30 protein-coding genes and 1 tRNA gene are annotated in these 25,555 nt (G+C 44.0%); 24 read left to right on the top strand and 7 right to left on the bottom strand.

What is annotated here, in order from left to right:
• Window positions 1–61 precede the first annotated feature (61 nt).
• The 5 genes from MHB54_RS05635 (at window position 62) to MHB54_RS05615 (ending at window position 3,986) form a co-directional block, all read left to right on the top strand.
• Window positions 62–781, top strand: coding sequence for a HEAT repeat domain-containing protein (locus tag MHB54_RS05635; RefSeq protein WP_264454034.1), 720 nt, complete (start codon window positions 62–64; stop codon window positions 779–781).
• Between the two features lie 52 nt (window positions 782–833).
• Window positions 834–1,499: an HD domain-containing protein gene (locus MHB54_RS05630; protein WP_264454033.1), complete on the top strand. Its 666-nt coding sequence runs from the start codon at window positions 834–836 to the stop codon at window positions 1,497–1,499.
• Between the two features lie 170 nt (window positions 1,500–1,669).
• The gene (locus MHB54_RS05625; protein ID WP_013309343.1) at window positions 1,670–2,731 is read left to right on the top strand and encodes an SPFH domain-containing protein; all 1,062 of its coding nucleotides are present in this window, start codon (window positions 1,670–1,672) and stop codon (window positions 2,729–2,731) included.
• Window positions 2,728–3,729 carry a sugar kinase gene (locus MHB54_RS05620; RefSeq protein WP_053324936.1) on the top strand — a complete coding sequence of 334 codons (1,002 nt, stop codon included), beginning with the start codon at window positions 2,728–2,730 and terminating at the stop codon, window positions 3,727–3,729. The genes MHB54_RS05625 and MHB54_RS05620 overlap by 4 nt, the downstream gene beginning before the upstream one ends.
• Window positions 3,730–3,806: 77 nt before the next feature.
• Window positions 3,807–3,986 carry a hypothetical protein gene (locus MHB54_RS05615; protein ID WP_013309345.1) on the top strand — a complete coding sequence of 60 codons (180 nt, stop codon included), beginning with the start codon at window positions 3,807–3,809 and terminating at the stop codon, window positions 3,984–3,986.
• A 76-nt stretch (window positions 3,987–4,062) separates the two neighbouring features.
• Here MHB54_RS05615 and MHB54_RS05610 read toward each other — a convergent pair whose 3' ends face one another.
• Window positions 4,063–5,154 carry a LuxR C-terminal-related transcriptional regulator gene (locus MHB54_RS05610; RefSeq protein WP_264454850.1) on the bottom strand — a complete coding sequence of 364 codons (1,092 nt, stop codon included), beginning with the start codon at window positions 5,152–5,154 and terminating at the stop codon, window positions 4,063–4,065.
• A 172-nt stretch (window positions 5,155–5,326) separates the two neighbouring features.
• On the opposite strand from MHB54_RS05610, the gene MHB54_RS05605 reads away from it, so the two are divergent.
• From MHB54_RS05605 to MHB54_RS05555, 11 genes are all read left to right on the top strand, one after another.
• On the top strand, window positions 5,327–6,142 hold the full coding sequence (locus MHB54_RS05605; RefSeq protein WP_264454032.1) for a class I SAM-dependent methyltransferase: 816 nt from the start codon (window positions 5,327–5,329) through the stop codon (window positions 6,140–6,142).
• Window positions 6,129–7,214, top strand: a complete 1,086-nt coding sequence (locus MHB54_RS05600) for a saccharopine dehydrogenase family protein (protein ID WP_264454031.1) — start codon at window positions 6,129–6,131, stop codon at window positions 7,212–7,214. Before MHB54_RS05605 ends, MHB54_RS05600 begins: the two co-directional genes overlap by 14 nt.
• A 145-nt stretch (window positions 7,215–7,359) precedes the next feature.
• Window positions 7,360–7,755 (top strand): hypothetical protein, encoded by a 396-nt coding sequence (locus MHB54_RS05595; RefSeq protein WP_071558994.1) that lies wholly within the window; start codon window positions 7,360–7,362, stop codon window positions 7,753–7,755.
• Between the two features lie 25 nt (window positions 7,756–7,780).
• A complete protein-coding gene (locus tag MHB54_RS05590; RefSeq protein WP_053324940.1) occupies window positions 7,781–8,338 on the top strand; it encodes a hypothetical protein in 558 nt (185 codons plus the stop codon).
• A gap of 250 nt (window positions 8,339–8,588) precedes the next feature.
• Entirely contained in the window at window positions 8,589–9,302 is a 714-nt protein-coding gene (locus MHB54_RS05585; protein WP_013309351.1) for an HAD family hydrolase, read from the top strand.
• Complete coding sequence (locus MHB54_RS05580; protein ID WP_160789227.1) at window positions 9,299–9,886, top strand: GNAT family N-acetyltransferase; 588 nt, start codon at window positions 9,299–9,301, stop codon at window positions 9,884–9,886. Before MHB54_RS05585 ends, MHB54_RS05580 begins: the two co-directional genes overlap by 4 nt.
• 223 nt (window positions 9,887–10,109) lie before the next feature.
• Window positions 10,110–10,592 (top strand): ribosomal maturation YjgA family protein, encoded by a 483-nt coding sequence (locus MHB54_RS05575; RefSeq protein ID WP_254347820.1) that lies wholly within the window; start codon window positions 10,110–10,112, stop codon window positions 10,590–10,592.
• 60 nt (window positions 10,593–10,652) lie between these two features.
• Entirely contained in the window at window positions 10,653–11,864 is a 1,212-nt protein-coding gene (locus MHB54_RS05570; protein ID WP_264454849.1) for a rhamnogalacturonan acetylesterase, read from the top strand.
• Window positions 11,865–11,980: 116 nt separating this feature from the next.
• Window positions 11,981–12,925, top strand: a complete 945-nt coding sequence (locus tag MHB54_RS05565; protein WP_264454030.1) for a class I SAM-dependent methyltransferase — start codon at window positions 11,981–11,983, stop codon at window positions 12,923–12,925.
• Window positions 12,926–13,234: 309 nt separating this feature from the next.
• Window positions 13,235–13,792 (top strand): hypothetical protein, encoded by a 558-nt coding sequence (locus tag MHB54_RS05560; RefSeq protein ID WP_023987734.1) that lies wholly within the window; start codon window positions 13,235–13,237, stop codon window positions 13,790–13,792.
• Window positions 13,793–13,818: 26 nt separating this feature from the next.
• On the top strand, window positions 13,819–14,379 hold the full coding sequence (locus tag MHB54_RS05555) for a GNAT family N-acetyltransferase (RefSeq protein WP_254347824.1): 561 nt from the start codon (window positions 13,819–13,821) through the stop codon (window positions 14,377–14,379).
• A 2-nt stretch (window positions 14,380–14,381) separates the two neighbouring features.
• Here the strand turns inward: MHB54_RS05555 and MHB54_RS05550 are convergent, their stop codons facing one another.
• Together MHB54_RS05550 and MHB54_RS05545 are read right to left on the bottom strand one after the other, a co-directional pair.
• Complete coding sequence (locus MHB54_RS05550) at window positions 14,382–14,723, bottom strand: GIY-YIG nuclease family protein (RefSeq protein WP_023987736.1); 342 nt, start codon at window positions 14,721–14,723, stop codon at window positions 14,382–14,384.
• Window positions 14,724–14,878: 155 nt separating this feature from the next.
• Window positions 14,879–15,637: a DUF2087 domain-containing protein gene (locus tag MHB54_RS05545; RefSeq protein WP_264454029.1), complete on the bottom strand. Its 759-nt coding sequence runs from the start codon at window positions 15,635–15,637 to the stop codon at window positions 14,879–14,881.
• A 208-nt stretch (window positions 15,638–15,845) separates the two neighbouring features.
• Between MHB54_RS05545 and MHB54_RS05540 the strand changes: the two genes are divergently transcribed.
• The 5 genes from MHB54_RS05540 (at window position 15,846) to MHB54_RS05520 (ending at window position 18,452) form a co-directional block, all read left to right on the top strand.
• Window positions 15,846–16,334, top strand: coding sequence for a HEAT repeat domain-containing protein (locus MHB54_RS05540; RefSeq protein ID WP_264454028.1), 489 nt, complete (start codon window positions 15,846–15,848; stop codon window positions 16,332–16,334).
• Window positions 16,335–16,360: 26 nt separating this feature from the next.
• Entirely contained in the window at window positions 16,361–17,008 is a 648-nt protein-coding gene (locus tag MHB54_RS05535) for a hypothetical protein (protein ID WP_264454027.1), read from the top strand.
• 56 nt (window positions 17,009–17,064) lie between these two features.
• Window positions 17,065–17,865, top strand: a complete 801-nt coding sequence (locus MHB54_RS05530; RefSeq protein ID WP_340981459.1) for a barstar family protein — start codon at window positions 17,065–17,067, stop codon at window positions 17,863–17,865.
• Between the two features lie 29 nt (window positions 17,866–17,894).
• Window positions 17,895–18,053, top strand: a complete 159-nt coding sequence (locus tag MHB54_RS05525; protein WP_340981458.1) for a hypothetical protein — start codon at window positions 17,895–17,897, stop codon at window positions 18,051–18,053.
• 102 nt (window positions 18,054–18,155) lie between these two features.
• Window positions 18,156–18,452: a hypothetical protein gene (locus MHB54_RS05520; protein WP_264454024.1), complete on the top strand. Its 297-nt coding sequence runs from the start codon at window positions 18,156–18,158 to the stop codon at window positions 18,450–18,452.
• A gap of 100 nt (window positions 18,453–18,552) precedes the next feature.
• Here the strand turns inward: MHB54_RS05520 and MHB54_RS05515 are convergent, their stop codons facing one another.
• Entirely contained in the window at window positions 18,553–18,774 is a 222-nt protein-coding gene (locus MHB54_RS05515) for a helix-turn-helix domain-containing protein (protein ID WP_010349271.1), read from the bottom strand.
• 210 nt (window positions 18,775–18,984) lie between these two features.
• Window positions 18,985–19,197 (bottom strand): helix-turn-helix domain-containing protein, encoded by a 213-nt coding sequence (locus tag MHB54_RS05510; RefSeq protein WP_023987741.1) that lies wholly within the window; start codon window positions 19,195–19,197, stop codon window positions 18,985–18,987.
• Window positions 19,198–19,481: 284 nt separating this feature from the next.
• Between MHB54_RS05510 and MHB54_RS05505 the strand changes: the two genes are divergently transcribed.
• On the top strand, window positions 19,482–19,886 hold the full coding sequence (locus MHB54_RS05505) for a hypothetical protein (RefSeq protein ID WP_076158064.1): 405 nt from the start codon (window positions 19,482–19,484) through the stop codon (window positions 19,884–19,886).
• 41 nt (window positions 19,887–19,927) lie between these two features.
• On the opposite strand, the gene MHB54_RS05500 is transcribed toward MHB54_RS05505, so the two are convergent.
• The gene (locus tag MHB54_RS05500) at window positions 19,928–20,233 is read right to left on the bottom strand and encodes a hypothetical protein (RefSeq protein ID WP_023987743.1); all 306 of its coding nucleotides are present in this window, start codon (window positions 20,231–20,233) and stop codon (window positions 19,928–19,930) included.
• A gap of 165 nt (window positions 20,234–20,398) precedes the next feature.
• On the opposite strand from MHB54_RS05500, the gene MHB54_RS05495 reads away from it, so the two are divergent.
• Window positions 20,399–20,472 (top strand) — tRNA-Pro (locus tag MHB54_RS05495).
• 216 nt (window positions 20,473–20,688) lie between these two features.
• On the opposite strand, the gene MHB54_RS05490 is transcribed toward MHB54_RS05495, so the two are convergent.
• Window positions 20,689–21,960, bottom strand: coding sequence for an MFS transporter (locus MHB54_RS05490; RefSeq protein ID WP_264454023.1), 1,272 nt, complete (start codon window positions 21,958–21,960; stop codon window positions 20,689–20,691).
• A 703-nt stretch (window positions 21,961–22,663) separates the two neighbouring features.
• On the opposite strand from MHB54_RS05490, the gene MHB54_RS05485 reads away from it, so the two are divergent.
• Entirely contained in the window at window positions 22,664–25,555 is a 2,892-nt protein-coding gene (locus MHB54_RS05485) for a 2-oxoglutarate dehydrogenase E1 component (protein ID WP_264454022.1), read from the top strand.

The raw sequence follows: 25,555 nt of genomic DNA, 5'->3' as shown, positions 1-25,555 counted from the left end.
AGCCTGTCCTTTTCGGTCTTATATAGTAGATTTTGAGTAGAGAAGATAAGGAGCGTGAAAAATGAGCTTACAAGAGGTACTTGAACGGCTAGCAATTCATCTGCCAGACGACATGGTGGAAGCTTTGCATGTACATAGCAAGGAACGAGAGGGACGGAACGTTCAGCTTCAACTCATGAATGAGCAAGAGCTTGCCGAGGGCATCAAGTGGATGGGGCAGATCGAGGTATTTAAACATATCGTCCCTCTATGGACGGATGACCATTCTAATTATGTTGGCATATATGTGGAGGGGCCGTTAGCATATAAGTTGTGTTATATAAGTCACGAGGAAACGGATTTGTCACCGGCGTACAGAAGTGCGTTTTCTCTGATTACAGAGTTGGAGCAAAATCCAGCACTGGAGTGGGAACAGCTCCGTAAGGATTATCCGTCCGGCGAGGACATTAGCACAGAACAATTAGCGGAAGATATTCGTTGCATGAATGAACTAAGAGCCTTGCTAGAAAAGGATTCACCTGTGGATGATGATGTGAGATGTCAGCTTCTTTACAGCCTAATGGCGATCACGCCTACCTGCGAACTAGACTCATTGCTTCCCTATTTGGACGATGAGGATATGTATGTACAGGAACGAGCATGTGTCCTTTTGGGACATCATGGATATGAACCAGCGACCGAATTATTAAAAGAAGTGGTGAAGCATGGAAGCCCGAATGGGAAACTGGCAGCCCGTAAGGCGCTCTCAATGATTCGCAGTAAGCAGATGGCCAAGCATTAAAAAATTAAACGAACCTACCATAGAAAGTATGGACGGGATTGAAAGGTGACATATGGAGAGACGAACGGAGCAACAGGAAGCGATTTTGGCAGATATTATTCAAAAGGCGGAGCACTTTGTACAGCAGCAGTTGGAGCATGATCATAGTGGTCACGATTGGTTTCATATAGACCGGGTGAGAAAGCTGTCCCTTAAAATTGCTGCCAAAGAGGGCGCAGATTCGTTTATTTGTGAACTGGCAGCACTGCTGCATGATGTAGCGGATGAAAAATTAAATGATTCCAAGCAAGCGGGCCTGGATAAAGTAGAGCAGTGGCTGCTTCTGCATGTAAGTGATCCAGATGTGATCACGCACGTGATGACTATTATAGCTACGATGTCCTACAATGGTGGACAAAACCCGCCTATGGAAACGCTGGAAGGTCAAGTTGTGCAGGATGCGGATCGGTTGGATGCTCTTGGAGCGATTGGGATTGCAAGAACCTTTATGTATGCTGGCTCAAAAGGCAGTATGATGCATCACCCGGATAAAGACTTTTCACAGCATGATTATCGTGCCGCAGGTAAAAGTGCCATATACCATTTTTACGAAAAGCTGCTCAAACTCAAGGATTTAATGAATACCGCTTATGCCCGAGAGCTGGCGGAAGTTCGGCATCAATGGATGGAGATGTACTTGGAGCAATTTTATAGAGAATGGAATGTGGATGATAAATAAAGTGTTTCAATAAGGCTGTTTCCTCTAACCGAGCATATCGGAGGGGAAATGGCCTTTATTTTTTTAAAAATGTCATATTGATATTATTGAAAATGTGTGTTATTTTATTGTTAATAACAAAATGATAATAACAAAATATTATAAACTATAATGAAAGCGGGGAAGCGGCTATGTTTGGATTTAATTTTGTTAAATTTCAGCCCAGTGAATATGTGATGAAGGTGAAAAACGGGAAGGTGGTTCGAGAGGGTGTTGGCTTATCTTTTTATTACTACGCCCCGACCACCTCGGTTGTTGTCGTGCCCGTCTCTTCCATTGATGCGCCGTTCATGTTTGAGGACATGACGAATGATTTTCAGGCGGTGACGGTGCAGGGGCAACTGACTTATCGAATTGTGGATTATCGGAGAACGACGCAGATTTTAAACTATACGTATGACTTGAAGGAACGACGCTACATTTCGGATGACCCGAGCAAGCTGGCCCAACGGGTGATTAACATCGCCAAGGTGCTTACCAAAAAGTATTTGGAGCGTGTCCCGCTCAAAGAAGCTGTTCAGTCCAGTGAACGTCTGGCCCAAAATATGACGAAGGATATTGCACAGCATACGGAAATGGAAAAGCTCGGCATTGAGGTTATGGGGTTGTCGATTTTGGCGATTCTACCCAATAAGGAGACGATGAGAGCGCTGGAGGCTCAAGCGAGGGAAGAGATTCTTCGCAACGCGGATCATGCTTTGTATGAACGTCGTAATGCATCTATTGAGCAAGAGCGGCGTGTGAAGGAAAACGAGCTGAACACTGAGATTGCAGTAGAGACGAAAAAGAAACAAATCCGCGAAACTCAACTCGATGCCGAGCGTTCTGTGAAGCAAAAGCAAAGCGAGATGAAAGAGGAGCAGCTACGATTTGACACAGCCTTGGAGGAGAAAAAACGCGAGCTGATTGAGCTGACCGTAACGAATAAAAAGGCAGAAGCCGATGCCAAGGCCTATGAGCTGACAGCAGTCATGAAATCGTTGCAGGATGTTGAGCCGAACGTACTTCAAGCTATGGCCAACATGGATATGAGCCCGGATAAGCTAATTGCGATCGCATTCCAGGAGCTTGCAGAAAATGCAGGCAAAATCGGTCAGCTGAATATTACGCCGGATCTGCTGCAAGGTCTCATGTCAGATACGGGAGCTAGCGGATCAGCAGGATCGAGAGGGTCTGGAGGAAGAACACGATGAGCAGCCGAATGACAGAGCAGAAGATCATTTTGGTGAAGCGTAAAACGCGACTGGAGGAACTGATTGTCCGATACAATACGGTGCAGCAGGCTCGCTTCTTTATGGAACGGTTGGGTGCGGATTTCAGTGATTATGTGCTGGAGGACGAAAATTACCGCAGGGCGGTGGCAACGGCAACGTCGGAGTTAACGGCCTTGGGTCGTGTTCAGATTGTGGAGCGGGAGCATGTGCCGAACTTTATTTTTGGTGAGCAGGATACAGTGGTGGTGCTGGGGCAGGATGGGCTGGTAGCTAACACGTTAAAATATTTGACCGAGCAACCGCTTATCGGTGTGAATCCAGATCCATTGCGCTGGGACGGGGTATTGCTGCCGTTTACTGTATCCGACCTGCGCTGGGTGGTGCCGGATGTGTTCGTGCACAGACGGCCAATTAAGGAGGTTACGCTGGCTAAAGCCCAATTAAATGATGGCCAATCCTTGTATGCTGTAAATGATTTGTTCATTGGGCGCAAAACTCATGTCTCCGCGAGATATGAGCTAAGGCTGGAGGATCAGGTAGAGCAACAATCATCCAGCGGCATTATCGTTTCAACCGGATTGGGAGCGACAGGCTGGCTGACCAGTGTGCTGGCTGGAGCGGCCGGAATTGTCGGCAGTGCTACACGGCATCCAATCTCGCTGACTCCAGGCCAGCTGATGCCCGGTGTAGCCTTCACTCAGGAAGAGGCAGCAGACGGAATGAGTCATGATCATCGTGCAACTTGGAGTTCGCCATCGCTTTATTTTACGGTGAGAGAACCATTCCCCAGTCGAACGACTGCTGCGGATCTCGTGTTTGGTCAGGTAGCAGCCGAAAAACCGCTACGGATTGCATCGCAGATGCCGGAAAATGGAGTTATTTTCAGCGATGGAGTGGAGAGCGACTTTCTGGAGTTTAATGCTGGCATTGAGGCGACCATTGGACCGGCGGAGAAAAAAGGGCATCTGGTCGTGTAGAGGTTTGTACAGGACGGCAATGGGTAATTATGAGTAAGGTACAACCATCAGATGAAATTAAAAAAGGAGGAATCAACATGAGCGACCACACTCAAGACGAAGCGAAAATCCGCAACAAGAAGGACGAGGACGGAGATTCCTTGATGGAGAAAACGAAGCTGGAAAATGGCGTGGATATCGAGCCTGAGGCTGATGAATGGATTGCGAAGCCCTCACCAGTGTCATACGATGATACGAACTCCTCTTCGAAGAAATAAGGCTCTTGCGTCCAAATAGAGCAGTGATGCAAAGACAGATGATCCCTAATCGGGTCATCTGTCTTCTTTACATAGGTTAATTGAATCTAGAATATACCTTCCATACTAGCTCACGGCGGCTGCTTACATCTGTTTTCAAGAAAATCGCTTTCAGATGATCCTGCACCGTGTAGGCAGTAATATGAAGTGCGTTGGCCAGCTCCTTGGTCGAAAAGCCCTGAACAATGAGTTGGACAATTTGTCTCTCTCGTTCGGACCATGAGTACACCTCGGCCATAAGCGGTAGCATGTCAGTTGCTTTAGCAGCCTCAAACCATACGGCTAGCTGCTTCTGGCCCGTATGCTCCTGTCCGCCTTGCAGAAGGGTGGCTCTGATGGTTACCCATGGGGTGCCTGCGTCTGCGGAAGGGATACATAGTCGGGCTGGTGCAGTGGCAGTGGATAGCGCTCGCAAGCATACTGCCCGGACAGGAGCCGGAAGGCTGTCTTCATGGATTCCCTCCTGCTGCCGAAGCAGCTGTAGCCACTGCTCTGCTACTGTATTGGACGAGATCGGTTCTAGCTTATCGGAAAGCATTAGAACCCCTGGCTCAAGTTCATTTTCCGTAATCATGGCAGGGGCTGGAGATAAACCAACACTGGCCTGACGCAGATGGTAGGCTATGGACGGCGCTAATGCTTCAAGCAGTTGTTGCTCTTCCTCGCTGAATACAGGCTTTCCATGATGACGGAACAACGTAAGAAATCCCCAACAGCTCCCTTTGTACATAAATGGAACACGTAGCTCGTCCCCGAATCCGGCGGGTTGCAAAACATCTCTATATCGTGTGCTCCGATCCGGTTGGCCTTGTGTAGACCCATGTAGCGTCGCTACAGACTGTCCTTCTCGCACCAACTGATCATATTTTATCATATCGTCGTGCAGATATTCGTATTCCAGCAGTTTGTTATGAATGTCCTCCACACCCGACTCTGTAAATGCCCCCGTGGAAAGCAGCGTACGCGGATCTACTGAGGTGCAGCACGCCGCATCGAAAGCAATCTGAGTACGCAAGCGGTCGATTAGGGTGTGCTTGTACGTTAGGGATGAGGGTGCTTTTTCCCCCAGATCAATGATTTGCTGTCGGGCGTCCTTAAGCTGTGCAAATTGCGTGTAGTGTGCGTTCATCATTTACTCCTATCGTGAAAGCTGGAGATTCTCAAGCGCGATTATTAAATCCCACATTTATGGGATGGTGGATATTCGTATTGTATTTATAATTGAGAATGATTCTTAATAAAATCTACAATAAACGAATGGTCTGAGAAGATCAAGGCTAAATGTTTGGAGGAAAGCACATATGAGACATACCCCTATTGGAAATACGGACTCAAACCAACCTATGAGCTGGAATCATCCGAATGTGCATAAGTACGCGGATACGATTGCTTTAAAAATACCTGGATATGCTCATTTGTATGAGATGACAGACTGTTTGATAACCGCACAGCTTGAGGCACAAGCTCATACTAGAAATATAGATCCAAATATGCTAATTGTCGGTGCTGGAGGCGGTCAGGAATTGATAACGCTCGGAGGGCGCCATGGAGCATGGTCCTTTACGGCAGTTGATCCCTCTGAGCACATGCTGGATTTGGCACGTAAGCGTGTGACACATGCGGGCATCAGTTCAAAAATATCGTTTGTTGCAGGTACGTTGGAAGAGTTGTCTGGAGAACAGCCTGAAGAACAGCACGAAAAGCACGGCGAAGAGTCATGCAGAGAACCGGTCTATGACGCTGCTACCTGCCTGCTGGTGCTTCATTTTCTTCGGAGCTTGGAAAGTAAACAGGCATTGCTACGCCAGATATCCGCTCGACTCAAGCCGGGTGCACCTTTTTGTCTAGCTTCTATTAATGGGAATCCGCAGGAGCCTTCTTTTTCCATCCAAATGCAGGCATGGAAAGGTCATATGCTGAGTCAGGGCATTTCACTCGAGGATTGGGAACGATTCGCTGCTTCCATCGGTCGTGAGTCAAACCCGGTGTCCAATGCGGCAATACAGGAACTGTTGATAGAGGCAGGCTTTACCCACATCACCCGGTATTATGGCGCTTTTTTAGTAAATGCATGGTTTGCGGTTAAAGAGGGAGAGACGACTTATGACAAAGGATAACATCATCATCATTGGCGGGTATGGCCATGTTGGAAAAATTATATGCACGGAGTTAAGTGAAATGTTTCCCGGCAAGGTATTTGCCGCAGGTCGTAGCCTGGAGCGTGCCACTGAATTTAGTAGACAATCGAATGGTAAGATAAAGCCCCTGCAGCTTAATATCCATGAGCCGTTGGACCCGTCGATATTAGAGCAAGCCAAAATGGTGATCATGTGTCTGGATCAGGATAATACGACCTTGGTACGTGCCTGTCTACAACATGGGGTGCATTACATGGATATTACAGCGAATGCGGACTTTTTGAGTCAGGTGGAGCAGTGTCATCAGGAGGCCCGAGCTTATCAGGCCACAGCCCTGTTAAGTGTAGGATTAGCTCCGGGACTGACCAATCTGTTGGCATTGCAAGCGACACAGCTCATGGATCAGACAGATGAGTTGAACATATCTTTGATGCTGGGCTTGGGAGATCAACACGGTCAGGCTGCCATTGAGTGGACAGTAGATCAGATTCATGCCGATTTGGAGGTTATAGAACAGGGACGCCCTGTGACTCGAAAAAGCTTTACCGACGGCATAGTAGCAGACTTTGGTGCAGGAGTGGGTCGTCATCGGGCGTATCGATTTCCTTTTTCGGATCAGCAGACACTTCCTCGTACGCTCAAAGTTCCTACGGTTAGCACACGCCTTTGCTTCGATTCGCGCTTGACCACCCGGCTTCTGGCAGGGCTTCGAATGATAGGAGTATCAGGTTTACTCCGACAGAAAACTGTGCGTGATGCTGTAGTTCGCAGCTTTGGCAAGATACATCTAGGAGGGAATGCTGTAGCGGTCAAGGTAGATGCCCGAGGAACGCTCAATGGCAAGGAGACGAAGGTTGAATGCCGGCTAAGGGGTCACCATCAGTCTGATTTAACCGCTAAGGCAGCCGTCTTTGCAGCGCTCGCCCTGTACCGTTCAGAACTTCCATATGGTGTATTTCACATGGAGCAGGTTTTTTCGTGGAATCGCATGCAGGCTTGGTTGGGGCAGCAAGTAGCCGTAGATATTCAGGTGAACGGACAGCAAGTATAGAAGTCATATATTATAATAAAGGACTCTCATATAATCCAAGCTTATTAGGCAATGTATTGCGGATAGGTCTTGGATTTCTTTTCCTATTGAATTACACTAGAAAGAAGTACATATTTTTGGAAAAGACCTAAGGGGATGATATGAAATGTGGAACCCCTATGAAAATAGCAGACAGCATACGCACGATTTTACAATAAAGTATCGATTTTACACGCCGGAAGAAGGAGGCAGGAAACAGCTGCCTTTTCAGGGGTACCGCTGCGATTTTGCCTATGAGAGCGATGATATCACGACGACGGGGATTTACGCCATACATCCTGAGTTTGAAGATGGAGATGGTCAATTGATCATGGATACCGAGCGTCCGGTTCACCGGGAAGGACAGGCGAGAATGTGGGTTTTGTTTGGAGAAATGAGGGAAAAGGTACACCGACACCGGATACAGGTAGGAACAAGGGGATATTTTATGGAAGGCCCGCGCCGTGTTGGTGAAGTTGAAGTTACAAGCCTGGTAGGCCTCTTGACCAATCCGGTCAACTAGCTAGCTGCTGAGGAGTCGATAAGAGATGGATATCGCTTATATCATAGATTTATTACGTAAACACGATGTGACCTTAGCTCCAGGCTTATCCATGCAGGAGGTTACCGACGTCGAAGGCAGGTATGATATTCACTTCCCGCCCGATTTGCGGGAGCTTCTGATGAGTGTTCTTCCCATCGGTAAAAGCTTTATTCCTTGGAGAGATACGTCACCACAGCGGATGGGGGTAATTCGGCAAAGGTTGAATTGGCCGCTGGAAGGTATGATTTTTGATGTAGAGCAGCATATATTCTGGCCTCCCGAATGGGGCGAAAAACCGACAGATTCGGCGGAAGCCGTTGATATATGTAAACGTGAGTTTTTACGTGTGCCCAAGCTAATCCCGATCAACGGACATCGATATATCCCCGAGCAGCCATCTGAAGAAGGAAATCCGGTATTTTCAGTGTATCAAACGGATATTATCGTGTATGGGGAATGTTTGCAGGAGTATTTCAAGCTGGAATTTGGGGAGAAGCCTTATGAACAAATTGATTTTAATGCCGTAAAAAAAGTGCGTTTTTGGAGCAACTTGTGTGAGTGAGTGTCAGGAAGATGAATAAGTCGAAACGAAGGAAGGGGAGCATGATGTGAAGGTGGAGCAGGATTTGGAAGAAATCAAAGAAAGGTTGACCCAGATCGAGATCAAACTGGAACAAAAGTCGACCTCCAAGAGAATCTTGAAGTACATGATCATCGTTTTCTTGTCTGTTTTTTTTCTTTTATTTCTAATAGGAATTATTCAATTTGTTTCAGCCTAATCGGTGCAAGAAGATGAAGGAAGGGAGCTATTTATGTCCATAGAAGCGATTATTTTTGATCTGGATAATACTCTTATTCATCGTAAACAGGCGTTTGCGGCATATACAGAGCGCTTTATTGAACGATTTATTGTGGCAGAAGAACCGGCGAGCCGCGCGGCTGTTGTTGAACAGATACGTTTGGCGGATCAGGACGGGTACCGGGATAAGAGGGAACTGTATACCGAGCTGCATGCAGACTTGGAACTGAAAAATCCCGATACGTCAGTACAAGAGATGCTGGGCTTTTGGTATGGTGAATTTCATAAGTTTACGGTGTTGATGGACGGGGCCAAGGAAGTGTTGTCCGAACTGCGGTCGCGTGGCTTGAAGCTTGGTATTATTACCAACGGCTCACTCCGCACGCAGCAAGCGAAAATCGACCGAGTTATGCTGAGGGATTATGTGGATTCTATTATCGTATCGGGCGGCGTCAACATCCAGAAGCCTAATCCTCGAATTTTCGAGTTGGCTCTGAATGAGCTGGACATTGTCGATCCCGGCCATGCCTGTTATGTAGGCGATCACCCGACAAATGATATTCGTGGTGCACAAAGTGCAGGATTGCATACCATCTGGCTGGAAGGCTTTATGACGTGGCAGGAAACAGGCATTGTACCGGACTATCAGATTGGGAGTTTGCGTGAAATCACAGGTTGGCTGGATCGTCGCAGTTATTCAACGAATAAGGAGGAGGGTGCATCATGAGTATGGAGCAGCAACCGAATCCCATTCTCTTATCGTTCCCTGACCAATTCCAGACGGAGCGATTGACCATACGCGCTCCGCAATGGGGGGATGGGGCGGCAGTCAATGAGGCGATACGAGAGAGTGCGAATGAACTGCGGCCTTGGCTTCCGTTTGCAAGAAATCTTCCTACGGCAGAGGAATCTGAAATCCGTTCGCGCCAAGCCAGACTTAAATTTTTGGATCGGTCTGATATGATGTTGTATATATTTGATACGGTTTCGGGAGAATTTGTAGCCAGCAGCGGTCTGCATCGTATTGATTGGGATGCACGAAGATTTGAAATTGGGTATTGGCTCAGAACATCATGGACCGGAAAAGGCATTATAACAGAGGCCGTGCACGGTATTACGGATTTTGCCATACAGCATTTGCATGCCAATCGGGTGGAGATTCGTTGTGATTCCAGAAACACGCGCAGCGCCAAGGTAGCGGAACGTGCAGGTTTTACACTGGAGGGGATTTTAAGAAACGTCGAGTATGATGAAGAGGGAAGCATGGTACACCAAATGGTTTTTGCCAAGGTGCGTGGTATTGAATTTTAGTATCCTCACACGAACAGTTTGGAAGTTGCTGATACGTTTGTACGATATTACGGAGGCTCGTTATGATTAATTATATTATGAAAAATACAGACAAGTTGGTGTGCATACAATATGACATCAGCAAAAGGTTCAGCAATCTTGCAAGCGCTATCCAAGAGAGGATGCTTTACGAATTTCCAGCAGCTTGGCGGAGATGTCCCAGCATTAGGACGGGTGATTTAGCATGAGGAGCGTTCGTAAGAGCGTCATCAGGAAGGCCAATCGGGAAATAAAGGGGAAATTCCGCTGGAAGGCTCGCGCTGCGTACCTAATTGCTGTGCTGGTCACAATCTTGTTGGGTTTGGGAAGCCGGGTTTACTCCTCCCGGTTGCCTGAATTCGTTGCTGATCACTTTGGGGATGCCTTGTGGGCGTGCATGATTTATTTGGGGCTGAGAATGTTGTGGGTGAATCGTCAATTGTCTGTAGCCCTGTGGGGCAGCTTGCTGTTTTGCTTCGCCATTGAGTTCAGCCAGATGTACCAGGCTCCCTGGATTAACCACATTCGGGCAACGACGCTGGGCGGCTTGGTGCTTGGGAAAGGGTTCCTGACCGCGGATCTGATCAGGTACACGGTTGGCATTGTGGTATCCTGGGCGCTGGATCAAGGTTGTCAAAAGCTGGCGGGGAGCAATACACGTAGAGACAATGACAAACCACTCAAATAACCTGAAAAGCGAGGGTTGCGCTTGAAACAAAAGGGAAAACGTCACAGGTTGTTCGGTAAGATGATTGGATTATGCGCAGGGTTCAGCTTGTTGTTTGCAACCATACTTATCCCAGGGCAGGCATTGGCCGAAAGACAGCTTGCGGCGCCTCTTCGATTTGACTTTGGCCCTGGGAACGTAGCTGACGGCTACACCCAAGTCACTGCCAAGGATGTTTACACGCCTGAGCGAGGCTATGGATTTACCGATCTTTCCAAAGTGAATGAAGAGGATCGTGGTGGAAGTGATGCTATACGCTCAGATTTTGTTCGTGTTCAAGGATCATCATTTGTCGTCAATTTACCACCTGCGGATTACACGCTTTCCCTAATTGCCGGAGATACTGCCGGAAACACAGACATTACGGTTAAAGCCGAGTCCATCGTCAAGGTAGAACCTACTGCCAAAACAGCAGGACAATTTGTCGAGGCTGGATTTGAACTTGCACTCATCGATGGGCAGCTTGAATTGTATTTCTCAGGTAATGAAGCGAAGATTAACGCTTTGGTTATTACTCCAAAGGATGCTCGAACGGCTGGAGAACACCCTTCGGTATACCTTGCGGGAGATTCTACGGTTCAAACCTATAAATCCGCGATGAAGCCTCAGGCGGGCTGGGGGCAAATGATTGCTCCGTTCTTCACAGATGAGCCTATATTTGTGAACCGTTCTATTGGTGGACGAAGCACGAAAACCTTTCTGGTACAAGGGCGGTTAGATGATATTTTACGCAATATCCGTCCAGGAGATTATCTGCTCATACAGTTTGGGCATAATGATGCCGCGATCAACAACCAAGAGCGTTATGTTTCACCCGCGGATTACAAAGTTTATTTAAAAACCTACATCCAAGGAGCCATCCAACGCGGTGCAACGCCTGTGCTAATTACTCCTGTTGGCCGACGGGATTATGATGCGGCAAGTGTCTCGTTTCGGATTAGTTTCCCGGAATATGTGCAGGCCATGAAGGAAACAGCATCGGAGACAGATGTTGCACTGGTCGATCTTAGCCGCTTGAGTGTAGCGTACTATGATACACTTGGCCTGGAAGGAACACTCCCGTTATTTTTACATGTGGAGCCAGGGGTGTATCCTGCATTTCCTGATGGAGTGAAGGATGATACACATTTTCAGGAATACGGTGCGGAGCAAATAGCTCGGCTGGTAGCTCAGGGAATACGTGAGTTGAATATTCCTTTATCCTCTTATGTACAGGCGGAAGATTCGCAATAAAACATTATTTCCATAGTCATGGTATACTTAGAAAATAAGCTGGCCCTACCCAAAGATAGCATTGCTTAGGCTTGGGTAGGGCTTTAATGTTCTGGATCTTAAGGAGGAAGCGCAGAATGACAGTCGCTCAACTTCATAATCTTATTAACGATCAACTCCTGTACAATCAGCATCGGAGTTTATTTTATATGCGCGAGGGTTCTGTTCTGTTAGGACCTTCAACGGAAATGACGTACTGGCTGACGCAGAGAAGCTCGGAACTGATCCTCATGCTTCAAAGCTTGAAGCGCCAGCAGACGTATAACGCTTTTGTGAAGGATGTAGCGGCTAAAATACTGTCCCAGTTTGTAAATACCAATCAGTATCTACATTTTCACACAGATCATGCGAGGGAGCTTACGGAGCTGTATGATCGACTTTTCACCCGGATTGAAAAACTGTTTCAGAAGAAATTTATAGATAGAGCAACCCTGGACTTGCTGCTTCAGCAGCATTACGGGCATTTGAGAGATTTTTTAACTCGTACCAACGGACGTGAAATGTTTGCTAAGTATGCAGAGTGTGAGTATACCTTTTGGATACCTTGTGAGGAGTATACGCCGGAGTTGCAAGCCAATCTACTGGGATTGGACATTGCTCGTTTGCAAGAGCCTGTTCTAGACGTTGGTTGCGGATCTGAGGCACGGTTAGTTACTTATTTACGTGCCTGTGGAATTGAAGCTTACGGAACAGATCGGTTGGCTGAAACAGAAGGTTGTGTCACTCAAGGAGATTGGTTAGAGATCACCTTTGGAGAACGTACATGGGGAACGATCGTTTCACATATGGCATTCTCCAATCATTTTATACATCATCATCTGAAGGCAGATGGTAATATTCATGAGTACGCTCGCAAATATATGGAATTGCTTAGAGCCATTCGGCCAGGAGGGAGTTTTATTTACAGTCCGTGCCTTCCGTTTATGGAAGGGCTTTTGGATGCTCGAATGGGTTATCAAGTAGAGTATATCCAGTCATCAGAAGGTTACAGGGCCACGAAAATAACGCGTATACATTCATAAGCGCAAGTAGTAGTTCATTCATTTGTCAGATTCATTCTTGGAATGGTAGTATAAGGATAGATATTACTCTATTTGGGATTCTGTTAATGATAGAGATTCTCATGACGCTAATTTGACACCATTATAGGATGATCATTAGCAGTATGGCTGCACTGAATAATAATGATTAGCTTACGGATAACGGAATTTTCAGGAAAGATTAAATCATATTTTCCTAAAAGCCGATATATGGGAATGAGGCGAGAACATACTGTTATTATACCCGCCCGAAAATGGAAGTATATAATTTGGGTTAGGAGAGTAGAAGAAGTGTCAGATCTGTATACGAAAAAAGAAGTAGAAGATTATGTAACGAACGTGGTTTTCGAACGACCTTTAGGTGTAAGCATTTCAGCTATTTTATTGATCTTTAATGGAGCACTTCTGTTGGTGACCCAGCTATTGACGCTTAATGCATTAAATGAGGCTTCTACGTTAGTAGGTATTTGTAGGGGGATGTTTCAAGGGTTTATCGCGTTACTCGGCTTGGCAGGGACGACTGCCGGTGTCGGCATGTTATTTGGTAAGAAGTGGGCTTGGTGGCTGGCAGTATTTTATTTTACATATGAGACCATGCGTTATACGTGTGCAATTCTGTTTATTCCGGATGTCCCTCCAACGTTGGGCGGTGTACAGCTAAACCCTGCTCTATACTACGTAAAATATGGTATGCGTATTATTTGGAATTTGTTGTTTACGTTGTTCATGTGTCGTAGTAAAGTGACTGTTTTTTTTCAAACAAGTGAAAGCAACAAGTGGAGAGCATGTATTGTATTATTCTTCATAAATGGAGTGATGGTTGGGATTGGCTGGTGGCTGATAAGATAGGTTCTTCGATGTGAAGGAGATGGATAATGTCAATGGAAACGTTTCCGATTTTAGAAACCGATAGGCTTCGTTTAAGACAGCTTACAGTAGGGGATGCGGAGGATGTGTTCGGCTATTTTTCCAAGGATGAGGTCACACAATATTATGACTTGGAAAGCTTTACAGAGGTAGAGCAAGCCGAAAAATTTATTCGTTCGATGCTAACCAGATATGAGAAGCAAGAGGGCTTTCGTTGGGGGATTACGTTAAAAGAGGCTCCTGAGCGGATCGTGGGTACAATTGGATTCCATAACTGGCAGAAGGAGCACTCCCGTATTGAAATTGGGTATGAGCTGGCACCGGAATATTGGCGGCAAGGTCTGATGACGGAGGCGATGAAGGTGGTCGTGGATTATGGCTTTCATTTGCCGCATGTTCACCGTATAGAAGCCTTCATTGATCCAGATAACGAAGGCTCCAAACGGCTGCTACTCAAAAGTGGCTTTACTAAAGAGGGTCACCTGAGAGACTATTTTTATGAAAAAGGTCAATTTGTCGACGCTGTTATTTTTGGATACCTTCGGGAAGAGCATCCCGTGGATCGGTAAGTTTACAAATACCCTTTGTCCCCGTAAGGCTGGAGTCGATCAAGCCAGGTCTGCTCCAGCTTTGCTAGTGCATCTTTGACATCAAAGAACTCTGAGTCCTTTTTCTTCAAAACGTCCAGCACTTCAAATTCAAACGAAACTTCGCCATACTCATTCCATTCCTGTTGTAGTTGTTTATTCTTAAATCCACCCATGTTCAACTCAAAACGCCGTCCATTCAGCGACTTTAAATTCGGCGTGGAAGAGACGAAAATTTTCCCATTACGTGTATTGCGAATGCAATAGATTCCTGCCTCTGTCTTCATCTCCATGTACTGCTGCACCAATTCTTTTCTTCGATTCATTGTCGAATCCTCCTATTTGAGCATTTTGCATAAATCCCAAGAGCATTTTCAAATCAGCAATGTATAGATCGAAACGATTTAGTTCGTCTATATATTGTACCTACGAGCGTTGGGAATCGAATTATGCAAATTGCTGATTTCATAAACGTTGAGATTCAAGATTCCTTCAACCAATATTCACTGCCATCCGGCTTACGATCCAATAGATTGTATTCAATCATATATCTTCGCACCGTGACATAATCGTCATATACTTCCTGTAAAATCGCATTGATATCCTTCTCATGATATATTTGTCCCTTTACAAAACGGTCCGCAATTTCACGCAGCACAATCAGCTTGTGCTTTTCTTGCATTTTAAAGGTCTTTAGGCGTCCGTCTGTCCCATTCGGAAAATACTTCGTGAGTACCTTTTGCCGCTCGTTTTCCGTAATGTTGTAGCGTTCGTCCACCATCCGTGCTCCTATGGGTACTTCTACAATGGCGGGAGCGTGGCGGTCCTTCTCCTTTAGCAGCTCCATTAATGTGAGAAATACCTTGGCCTGCCGTTCTTTTTCTTTGAGACCAAAGCGATGATTACGTATGGTGGATGCGCTACCGATTCCAGTTTCCTTTTGAATATCCGCATCGCCCATGCCTTGATAGAATAACTGAAGCAACCGATTCTGATGATCTGTCAGTCCGGTTAACTTTTTGTCTAGGCCGATCAAATAGTCAAAGACTGAACCATACGTCCGCTCAATATGAAGGCGCATGTACCTCTCGGCATCATAAAATACCCCTTGATCCTGATATATAATGCCTTGCTCATATGGCTGTCCGTCCAACAGGCAAATTACCTGCTCTCCTTGACGAATATATCCACGCTTCAGTTCTTCGATACCAGCATTCCAGAATAGTTCGGAATGATCCATTTTAGCAAACACCTCAATTAAATGATGATTATTTTATAGACAATATAACATTTTGTTTATTTTAAATCAATGAGTGGATATCTCTTTAGGGTCTCGACAATGTTCGCTATATACAAAAGAGACATAGGATTGTTATCATATGTAAATTGTTGAATTGCATTAAGACTGGATAGTTGCTATATATTGTAATAAGGTGGGGTGGTAAACTATGAACAAAATGCGTTTAGAAGAAGTCATAGAAAGTGGAGATTTAAAGGAAGCGGTAAGGATTATAGAGGAGATAGGTGAAAAGCTTGATCATACATTCACTCCAATATTATTGAGATATTTAGCAACGACGGATAGTGTATTGCTAAGAAATGTAATCGCCATTACGTTATCTGATCTAGGAGACAGTGAAGCGGTGTTACCTCTTATCGACTTGTTAAGAAATCCAAAGACCAAGGGGAATAGGGGAACACTGTTATATGCTTTAGAATTTTTTGATGTATCTACTCATGTTGTGGAGCTGGTAGATTTACTGGATGATACCTTTGAAGCGAGTAGACAATCCTATCAATTGATAAGTAACGTGCAAGATAAAATCTCCGAGGCTCAAAAGGACATATGTAGACAAATCATAAGAAGAAAGCTAGCCGATTATAAAAACAAATATAAGCGTGAATTTTTGCTGGAATCTTTAGAACTTTTTACATGATTCTTTATTAGAGAGGTTTGGTTGGAGTGCTGAAAAAAGCTGTTTTATTCGTGATCATTATTGTAATTGCATATACAGTTGTATCAATTACAACAGGAAGTCCGATAGAAAGAGTCCAATTTCGGAGTAACGTCACTGACTACCTACATAAAACGTACACTATGAACTGGAAAATCGATTCAATAGATTATGATTTTAAGAATGATAAATTTATAGCTAATGTGATCTCTGACTCAGGGATTTCTTTTTTGGTGGATGAAGACTATTATGGGAAAATGATGGATAACTACGCCTCTTCTGTGTGGAGGGATGAGCTAAAAACAGCCGTGATCAAAACAGTAAAGGAAGTTACAGGATCAGATGCAGAAGTGATAGTAGATATATATAGTCTTGGAAGTCATACTATAATATACCGCAATGAAATTCCAAGCTATTCTACTGTTAGCCGAGCTTTCTCATCAAACGCTACAATTCTTATTAAAGGTAACTTTTCAGCCACTCATTATCTTCAAGAGATGTTGGAAATAAAGCAGTGGATTGTTGAAAAGAAGTATGATGCTTCGTTAACATTTAAGTCCGAGAAGGGAAAAATTTATTTTGCAATACCTGCAGAAGATCTAAAAAAGATAAGAAGTGTAGATGACTTTAAACCTTATTGGCTTCAAATTAATTGATTATTGCTCTATTCCGAAATGCTACATTCCTTAAATTTATTGTGAGGAGATATGATATGAAATATAGATTTGCTTTCATTGACGATGAAAGTGGGCTCACAGTTGGATATTGTAGAGATGTGGTTGGTTTAACGGGTGATATCATTGTCGAAACATATGAAAAGGTCATTTTTGAGCAATTTGTATTTAACGAAGAATTCATAGAAAGCATAACAAAGACAAAACAATCTGTATACAACTTGTACATTGCTATTTTAAATGATGAAAAAACAGTGATTGGAAGCTATCATTATCACCTACCTGAATCCTACATAATCCATAAACTAAACCACAATAAAGGAAACTTCAATCTGGAGTTAACAGGTATACTTGAAACGAAGCCCTCCCCTGTGGAATTAAGATTATGGGAGCTTTTAAAGGGAGCTCAGTCGCTTGAAAATAATATATGGCAAGGCTTTTCTAAAGAAGAACGGTCTGGGTGGCTAAACGTGACTAGAATACATTCTGCATCTAATCATTTTGCTAGACTGGATAAACGAGGAGAAGTCTACACTTTGGACGGCGAATACATATCTGATTTTACAACATTTTTCATAGCACTTGGTGAAGCGATTAATGGGCCCGGAGGGTACTATGGATTTAGCTTGGACAGTATATCGGACTGTCTCTGTGGAGGTTTTGGGACAGTAGGACCGTTCACGATCCATTGGAAAAACGTACATTATTTCTTGGAAAGATTCGAGGAAGAATGGGATCAAGAAGGGAGATGTTATAGATTTTCACCACAGCAATATTTTACGGATCTTCTAACGATCTTAGTATCAGGTGGTGTTACCGTGAATTTTTCTTCGAATTAAGATAGCAAAGCAAGAAGGGAATTTTTGAAATGAAATATAAATTAATGCAACCACCTTTTGTCATGAAAGAATACTCTGAAATGAGTAAAAACGAAGCTAAAGAACATTTTAATTGGTTTAAACAACAAATACCTTCGCGTTTAGAGCAACTTGGCGCATTTTCACTGATACATCTGGATTACAGTTAGCGTTCGCTAATAGATATTTGGGAATGGTATCTAGGGAGTGTACAGATTCAAAGTAAAAGTGCTTCAGAATTAGAAGAGGAGCATTCAGAGACTGAAAAATGGTTGAAGAGCTATATATATGAGAATAAACTCGACACAAAATCCCAAGCTTTTACACTGGATATTGCCATTTATCTAGGTGAGGTTGTAAAAAGTAGTCACAGTGGGTTGGATTGGGGAGTTGTTTTTAAACCCAAGTCGTATGTTAGCCTTAATCGCCCTGTTATCACTGGTTTGACTAAGCAAAAAGATATGGATGTGATCATGATTTTATCGAATAAAATGTTTGCAGTATTAAAGGGACAACGTAACCCTAATGCTTTATTTGACATTTATCATACATGGGAAGAGTTTATTTGAAATCGTCGATAGGAAGGGATTACGATGATCGAAATCAATTGAATGGGAAGATCGGTAAAAAATTTGAATATTGTATAAAAAACAGAGGGCCGTAAGCATGTTAACGGCTCTCTTCGTCGTCTTCTGGCAAGTATTCGATCAGTTCACCAGGGAGTACGCCAAGGGTTCTACAAAGTGTATTCAAGGTTGGAAAGTCAATTCGGGCGTTTGCATTGGAGGCCAAAGCTTTAACCGTATTCCTATTAATTCCCGTAATAGAAACAATATCTTTCTGTTCGAGTCCACGGTCCTTCATAATTTTATCAAGAGAAAATCTAATCACAACAATTCCTCCAAAAGTAATCAAGTAAACTAGTTGACAAGTGTAGGTTAGAGATATATATTTGTAAATAAGTAATCTAGTTAACAAGATTATAAGTAAACTAATTTAATGTCTTCATAGTATCAAAATGATTTAAAATTAGCAACAGTTACTATTTTGATAATTCTAAACAAATAAATGCGTGAGGAGGGGGAAATAAACGGAAGGGATCTAGTCTGTATCATCCTCTACATACTCGATAACATCTTGAACATGGCAGTCTAGAGCTTTACAGATTTTATCTAGCGTATCAAATTTCACACCGTCTGTTTCTTCGTTGTAAAGTTTGGTGATTCCGTTTCTATGTAATCCAGTCATGCGGGAAAGCTCAGCAATATTTATTCGTTTTTCGCCCATAATACGGGAAAGATGAATCTTTATCATATTTTCCTCCAGCTAAATGCATTCTATAGTGTTAAAAAGCAACATCAAAGTATTGACAATAAACACTGTTCGATGTATTCTGAAAACAACAAAAATAACACTGTAATGTGCATTTGGTTTATTGAAATGTTATTTGTGAACGTCGTAGTAATATGCTTATCGTACCAAAACGTTTTACAATTAGCAATTAATTATCGTTCAACCACCTAGTTTGAAAAACTACCTGTAGAAGAAAGTATATTGGCAAATAAGAAACTTTGAACAAAGGAATGGAGCGAGGATATATGACAGAATGGGTAATGGGATTGGAACGGGTATCCATGGTTCAGGGGCCATATGATTTACCTCATATGTATGAAATATGCGAAGGAATTCTGTATGACCATCAATACTTCTTTTACCTCGAAAATGGCATACTGTGTTTGCGTCATGTGAAGAAGGTGGAGCAATCATATCATACGCATCTTTACCTAGATGGAGAGAGCGGAGGATTGCAACTGGCAGAGGGTGTACAAGGGGAAGTTATGCAAGTTGTCACGGAGATCATCGAACGCTTACGCGCTAAGGATGGACTGACATTTTTATTCGATGAACTGCTGTGGCTACATGGTAGGGGACCCATTGAATTAAACCTTTTCAATAAGAAGGATGAAGTGACCCCAAGTGGCAGACAACTTGCTACGAAATAAATGATTTTTATGCTCTATATCATGGAACTTGTAGAAAAAAATTATGATTTCAGTGAATGTACCAGTTGTTGACTGATAAAAATGAGCGGATACCGAATCAATATGGTCAATTCCACCACAACAGCATCACCAGAGGGAGTAAATCCAAAATCACCTCCCAATAATATGTTTTGCTGCTGCTTTGATGAAGGAAATTCCGGTTCATCCAAGCCATAATGTTCTTTGAATCTCTCTTTCGTTTCATGATCTATGACAAGGTTATCCTGTGCAAAGGTATAGCACATAGGAACACTTAACTGTATTAAAAGAAGTAATGCAACGGGTATAAGCACTTTTTTGCTTTGCATGGTTAGCTCCTAAGATCTCTGTCTTTGACCTCTTAACTTTTGTATCTACCATAATGAAAACAACTTAAAAATGCAACGGAAGAACGAGAAAATAATCCCTTTACAGGATTTTATGACCAGAATATAATAGTAAATAACAGCATCGATCTACATACACTGGGTTATCGGGGTATAGCGCAGCTAGGTAGCGCGCACCCTTGGGGTGGGTGAGGTCGTGGGTTCGAATCCCGCTACTCCGATTTTTATCAAAATGTCCTGCTGATGCAGCTAATGCGTCTGCCGGGCGTTTTTTTTTGAATATTACATATCCTATCGGTCTATGTCTCTACTGGGTTGTGACGAGCTAGTCGTATGCAACGAATGTATGAAGCCACCTCTGCACTGGATTCGGAGGCAGAAGTGGCAACTCAACAATCCCTGGCGGAATGGTCTGCTGTTTGACTTTTTTAATTTGACTATAAAGATTCCTGAAGGGTCTTGGAAGAAGTGCTGTAATCAGCATAACGGGGAAGCACAATAGTGTAGTATATTCCTACAATAACGGTACAGACCCCAACTAATAAAAACAAGAGCTCAATTGGAATAAATGAAGGGAAGCTTACAGCAATGAAACCTAATGTAAGAGACTGGGACAGCATCATTAACGGATTAATCAAACCTTGCACTCGTCCCATCATTTGAGGATCTACAATACGAGGAAGCCATCCTCCTATACCAATGTTAATGAACGGAAGTATCAGTGCAATGACAAAGTTGATAATCAGAAAAGCATAGAGGTGGTTAACAAATCCAAGTGTGCACATACCCATTCCGGCTACCAGAACTCCCGCTGCAATCATTTGGTGTAGCTTTAGCTTGGCGGAGATGAGAGATGCGATTAGGGTACCAAGCAACACACCAGCTCCAAAAATAATACCTGTCCATACCATATACTGCTCATAGTTGTCTGGAGCTAGCTTATATTTAAGAATAAACATCGGTAAAACGCTAAAACCACCATTTAAAATACCAAACATGAAAAAGCCTGAAACCAACCAAAGCAATAGTCTGTTGCGTAATATGTAAAGAAACCCTTGTTTAAAATCGATCATGACAAGTTTGAATTTTAATTGTTTAAATTGATGTGCCCCGTTCGGAAGGCGTACTTCCTTTGGAATTTTGCAGGAACGAATAAACAATGCAGACACAATAAAAGAAACAGCATCAATTAGGATGGCTCCAGTAATTCCAAAGTGCCAGTAAACGACAGCCCCTAGAGTTCCTCCAAATAACATGAAAAGACTCCCCATCATTTGATTGAGGCCTGCGGCAATGGTGTAATCCTCTTCGTTTAATATCCCCTGTATAATGGCACTTTCGGCTGGAAAGAAAAATTTGGAGGCAGCACTACGGATGAAGAGGAGGGCAAATATCAAAGGAATCGAATCGACCCAAATAAAAATAAGCAAACATAAGGATAAAAAAGCGCTGATCCAGTCACAATTAACAGCAATTTTTTGTCGGTCCATCCGATCTGCTAGCACTCCAACCACGAGAAATACTACCAGCATCGGAAGCGAATACATTAACTCGGCAAGCGTTGCATAGTATGGCTGATTTGTAAACCGTTTCAACAAATAAAACATGAATGCAGTAACCCCGATAATTCCTCCCATTTGTGAGGCGAAGGTTGCCAGAAAAAACCTGACATAATTCTTGTTTCTGAGTACTTGTTTTAATCCAGTCACAGTTCCATCCCTTTCGCTTTCAAAGCGGTTTTTAGATGCCTAATTAAAATAATAGTGAAAAGTAGGAATATTGTACAGAAAAGTGACTTTAATGTCACTTTAAGTTTGAATTTGCATCGTATCGGACCCTCTACCTTTTAAATTCTGCTGTTAACGTAATCATATTGGGGTGGACTGGGAAGTTGTTTTCAAAATGGTTTGGCGTAGTATGAGAGCAACATAAACTTAAATAACCAGCCGTCGGTTGATATCTGACGGCTGGTTATTTAAGTTGCCAGGTGTTTGAGTCTGACTCACAAATGGGTGTCAGTCTTCAATCTTAATGAAGCTAAATCCTCGCCATTTGTAGTGATTACTTTTTTATACCAGTCAAAGCTTTTCTTCTTTTTGTGGAATGGCCTCTTTTAATTGTCCGATATGTTATCTGAAATAATCCATACGGTAATTGTCTATAATGGGAGGGAGAATTACAGAATAGCCCGATTCATCTCATTTACGCATGGATATGTTGAGAAAAAGGAAATGCTCATAGCTAGAAAACTTTATACAATGGAAGAGGAATAAGAATTGTGAAATTCGACTTTTGATGAAGGATTTCATATAATGTGAGCATATTGTGAACAACTTAAATTGAAGACTTAATAAAAAAATGAAAATGATTTCCGTCCAGCTATGAATTTCAAAATTTGACGGAGGGAACGAGATGACAATGGAAGAGAGCAGCAGACAGGTACCTTGGCAGGCGTATTACGGACCTAATCTAGGTTATGTGCAGGACCAGTATGAAAAGTATGTAGCGGACCCCGGAACAGTTGATCCGGCTTACCGCGAGCTGTTTGATCAATGGGGTGAGCCGCCACAATCCGAATACTCGGCTGCTTCCATGATAGACAACAAATTGCAAGGCCCCCCCACAAGTGCTTTGGGGCACCTTGATTCGAACACATTGCAGAAAGCGGTTACAGCGGGGAAAATGGTGTGGAATATCCGTGAATACGGACATTTAGCCGCCCAAATCGATCCGCTGGAACTGGATGCAGAGCAGGATACACGCCTGCTTAATCCAGCATCTTACGGTTTAACTGAACAAGACTTAAAGGCTTTTCCAGCCTCTTTAATATGGGATAACGCTCCTGCGGGAACACTTAACGGATGGGAAGCCATTCAACGGTTACGTGTAGCATACACGGGTCCGATTGCCTATGAATTTAGTCATATTCATAACGAGGAGGAACGCCGCTGGCTGAACAGCTATGCAGAATCCGGCTGGTCCTCCAAGCCACTCACAACACAGGAACGCAAGTCGTTGCTGGGCAGATTGGTAGAAGTAGAACAGTTCGAAGAGTTTTTGCATAAAACATTCGTCGGACAGAAACGTTTTTCGATTGAGGGTAATGATGTGCTTGTCCCTGTACTCGACGAGATTATTCGTCTAACCACAAATGCAGGAGCAAGTCATGTCCTGATGGGTATGGCGCATCGCGGCCGTTTGAATGTACTGGCTCATGTGCTGGGCAAGCCTTACAGTAAAATTTTCTCTGAATTTCATCATTCGCCGAATAAAGATTTGATCCCGTCGGAAGGTTCCACAGGAATTAACTACGGCTGGACTGGCGATGTGAAATATCATCTGGGTGCTGATCGTTTTGTAAAAGATGGGGGAGCGGTGCAGGCCCGTCTGACATTGGCGAATAACCCAAGTCACCTGGAATATGTGAATCCAGTGGTACAAGGATTTTCACGAGCTGCACAGGAAGACCGCAGTGAGGCTGGTTATCCGAAGCTGGATGTGAGCAAGGCAGCTACAATTATTATGCACGGTGATGCGGCTTTCCCAGGTGAAGGTATCGTGGCAGAATCACTTAATTTCACCAATTTGCGTGGCTTCCGTAATGGCGGCACGGTCCATATTATTGTGAATAATCGTCTGGGTTTTACAACGGAAAGTGTCGATTCCCGTTCGACCCGTTATGCCAGTGATCTGGCTAAAGGCTATGAAATTCCAATTGTGCATGTGAACGCGGATAATCCCGAAGCTTGTATTGCAGCTGCTCGTATGGCTGGCGAATACCGCAATCGTTTCAAGAAGGATTTTCTGATTGATCTGATTGGTTACCGTCGTTATGGTCACAATGAATCCGATGACCCGGAAACAACACAACCGCTGGTATATCGTAAGGTGAAGAATCATCCGACGGTGAGCAAGTTGTATGCTCAAAAGCTGATGAAGCAGGGGGTTGTGGATGAAGCGTTTAGTGCCGGCCTCATTGAAAAGGTCCAAACCAGACTGAAGGAAGCGCATGAGCATGTGAAGAATCAACCGGAACAAGAGCCGGAAATGACTCCTGTGAAGGCGAAAAAGAATCAGAGTTCTATGGTACGTACTGCAGTGGAATTGAAAAAGCTGCGCCAAATCAATGAAAACTTGCTCAAATGGCCACAGGCTTTTCATGTATATCCGAAGCTGGATCGAATTTTACAGCGTAGAAAAACCGCTCTGAACGAGGGAGAAAAGGTAGATTGGAGCTTGGCGGAGACGCTGGCTTTGGCCACCATTCTCGCAGACGGCAAGCCTATTCGTATGACAGGTCAGGATGCGGAGCGAGCTACATTTGCTCACCGTAACCTCGTGCTGCATGAGCCTGAAACAGGCCGTACACATTGCCCGTTGCATACTTTGCCGGAAGCACGTGCTTCGTTCAGTATTCATAACAGTCCATTGTCTGAGGCATCTGTCCTCGGCTTTGAATACGGCTATAACGTGTATTCTCCTGAAACGTTAGTGATTTGGGAAGCGCAATTCGGCGATTTTGCCAACTGTGCACAGGTTATTTTTGACCAATTCATTTCTGCGGGCCGTGCTAAATGGAGACAGAAATCGAGTCTGGTGATGCTGTTACCGCATGGTAGCGAAGGACAAGGACCAGAGCACACGAGCGCACGTCTGGAGCGTTTTCTCCAGTTGTCCGCACAAAATAACTGGACTGTCGCTAATTTGAGCAGTGCCTCTCAGTATTTCCATCTGCTGCGCCGTCAGGCTGCATTAAGCGAAAGTGAGGAAGCCCGTCCACTTGTGATGATGTCGCCGAAGAGCCTGATTCGTAATAATCGTGTCGCTTCGCCTGCTTCTGAATTCAGCGAAGGAGCGTTCCGTCCTGTGTTGGAACAGCCTGGTCTGGGTGCACGTCCGGATCGTGTAGAGCGCATTGTACTGTGCAGTGGCAAGATTGCCATTGATCTCGAAGAAGCATTGGAAAAGGATAAGAATGAGGCAGAAGAGCGTCTGCATATTATTCGTGTGGAGCAGCTATACCCTTTCCCGGAAGAGGAAATTCGGAATATTTTCGGCCGCTTCCCGCATGTTAAGGAGTTCGTATGGGCTCAGGAAGAACCTAAAAATATGGGGGCTTGGAGTTACATTGAACCTCGTCTGCGGAATGTAGTGCCACAGGGAGCGGAAATTCGTTACGCAGGCAGACCAGATCGTTCAAGCCCGGCCAGCGGTTATCAGCAAGTACACAGCCTAGAACAACAGCGAATTATTCAATCGGCGTTGAAGCAGGATTCCAAAAACAATATTACACTTGGGAGGTAG

The organism is Paenibacillus sp. FSL M7-0802 (assembly GCF_038004945.1).
In the GTDB taxonomy this organism is placed as follows: Bacteria; Bacillota; Bacilli; order Paenibacillales; family Paenibacillaceae; genus Paenibacillus; species Paenibacillus polymyxa_B.
This window is presented reverse-complemented; position numbering and strand designations above follow the sequence as displayed.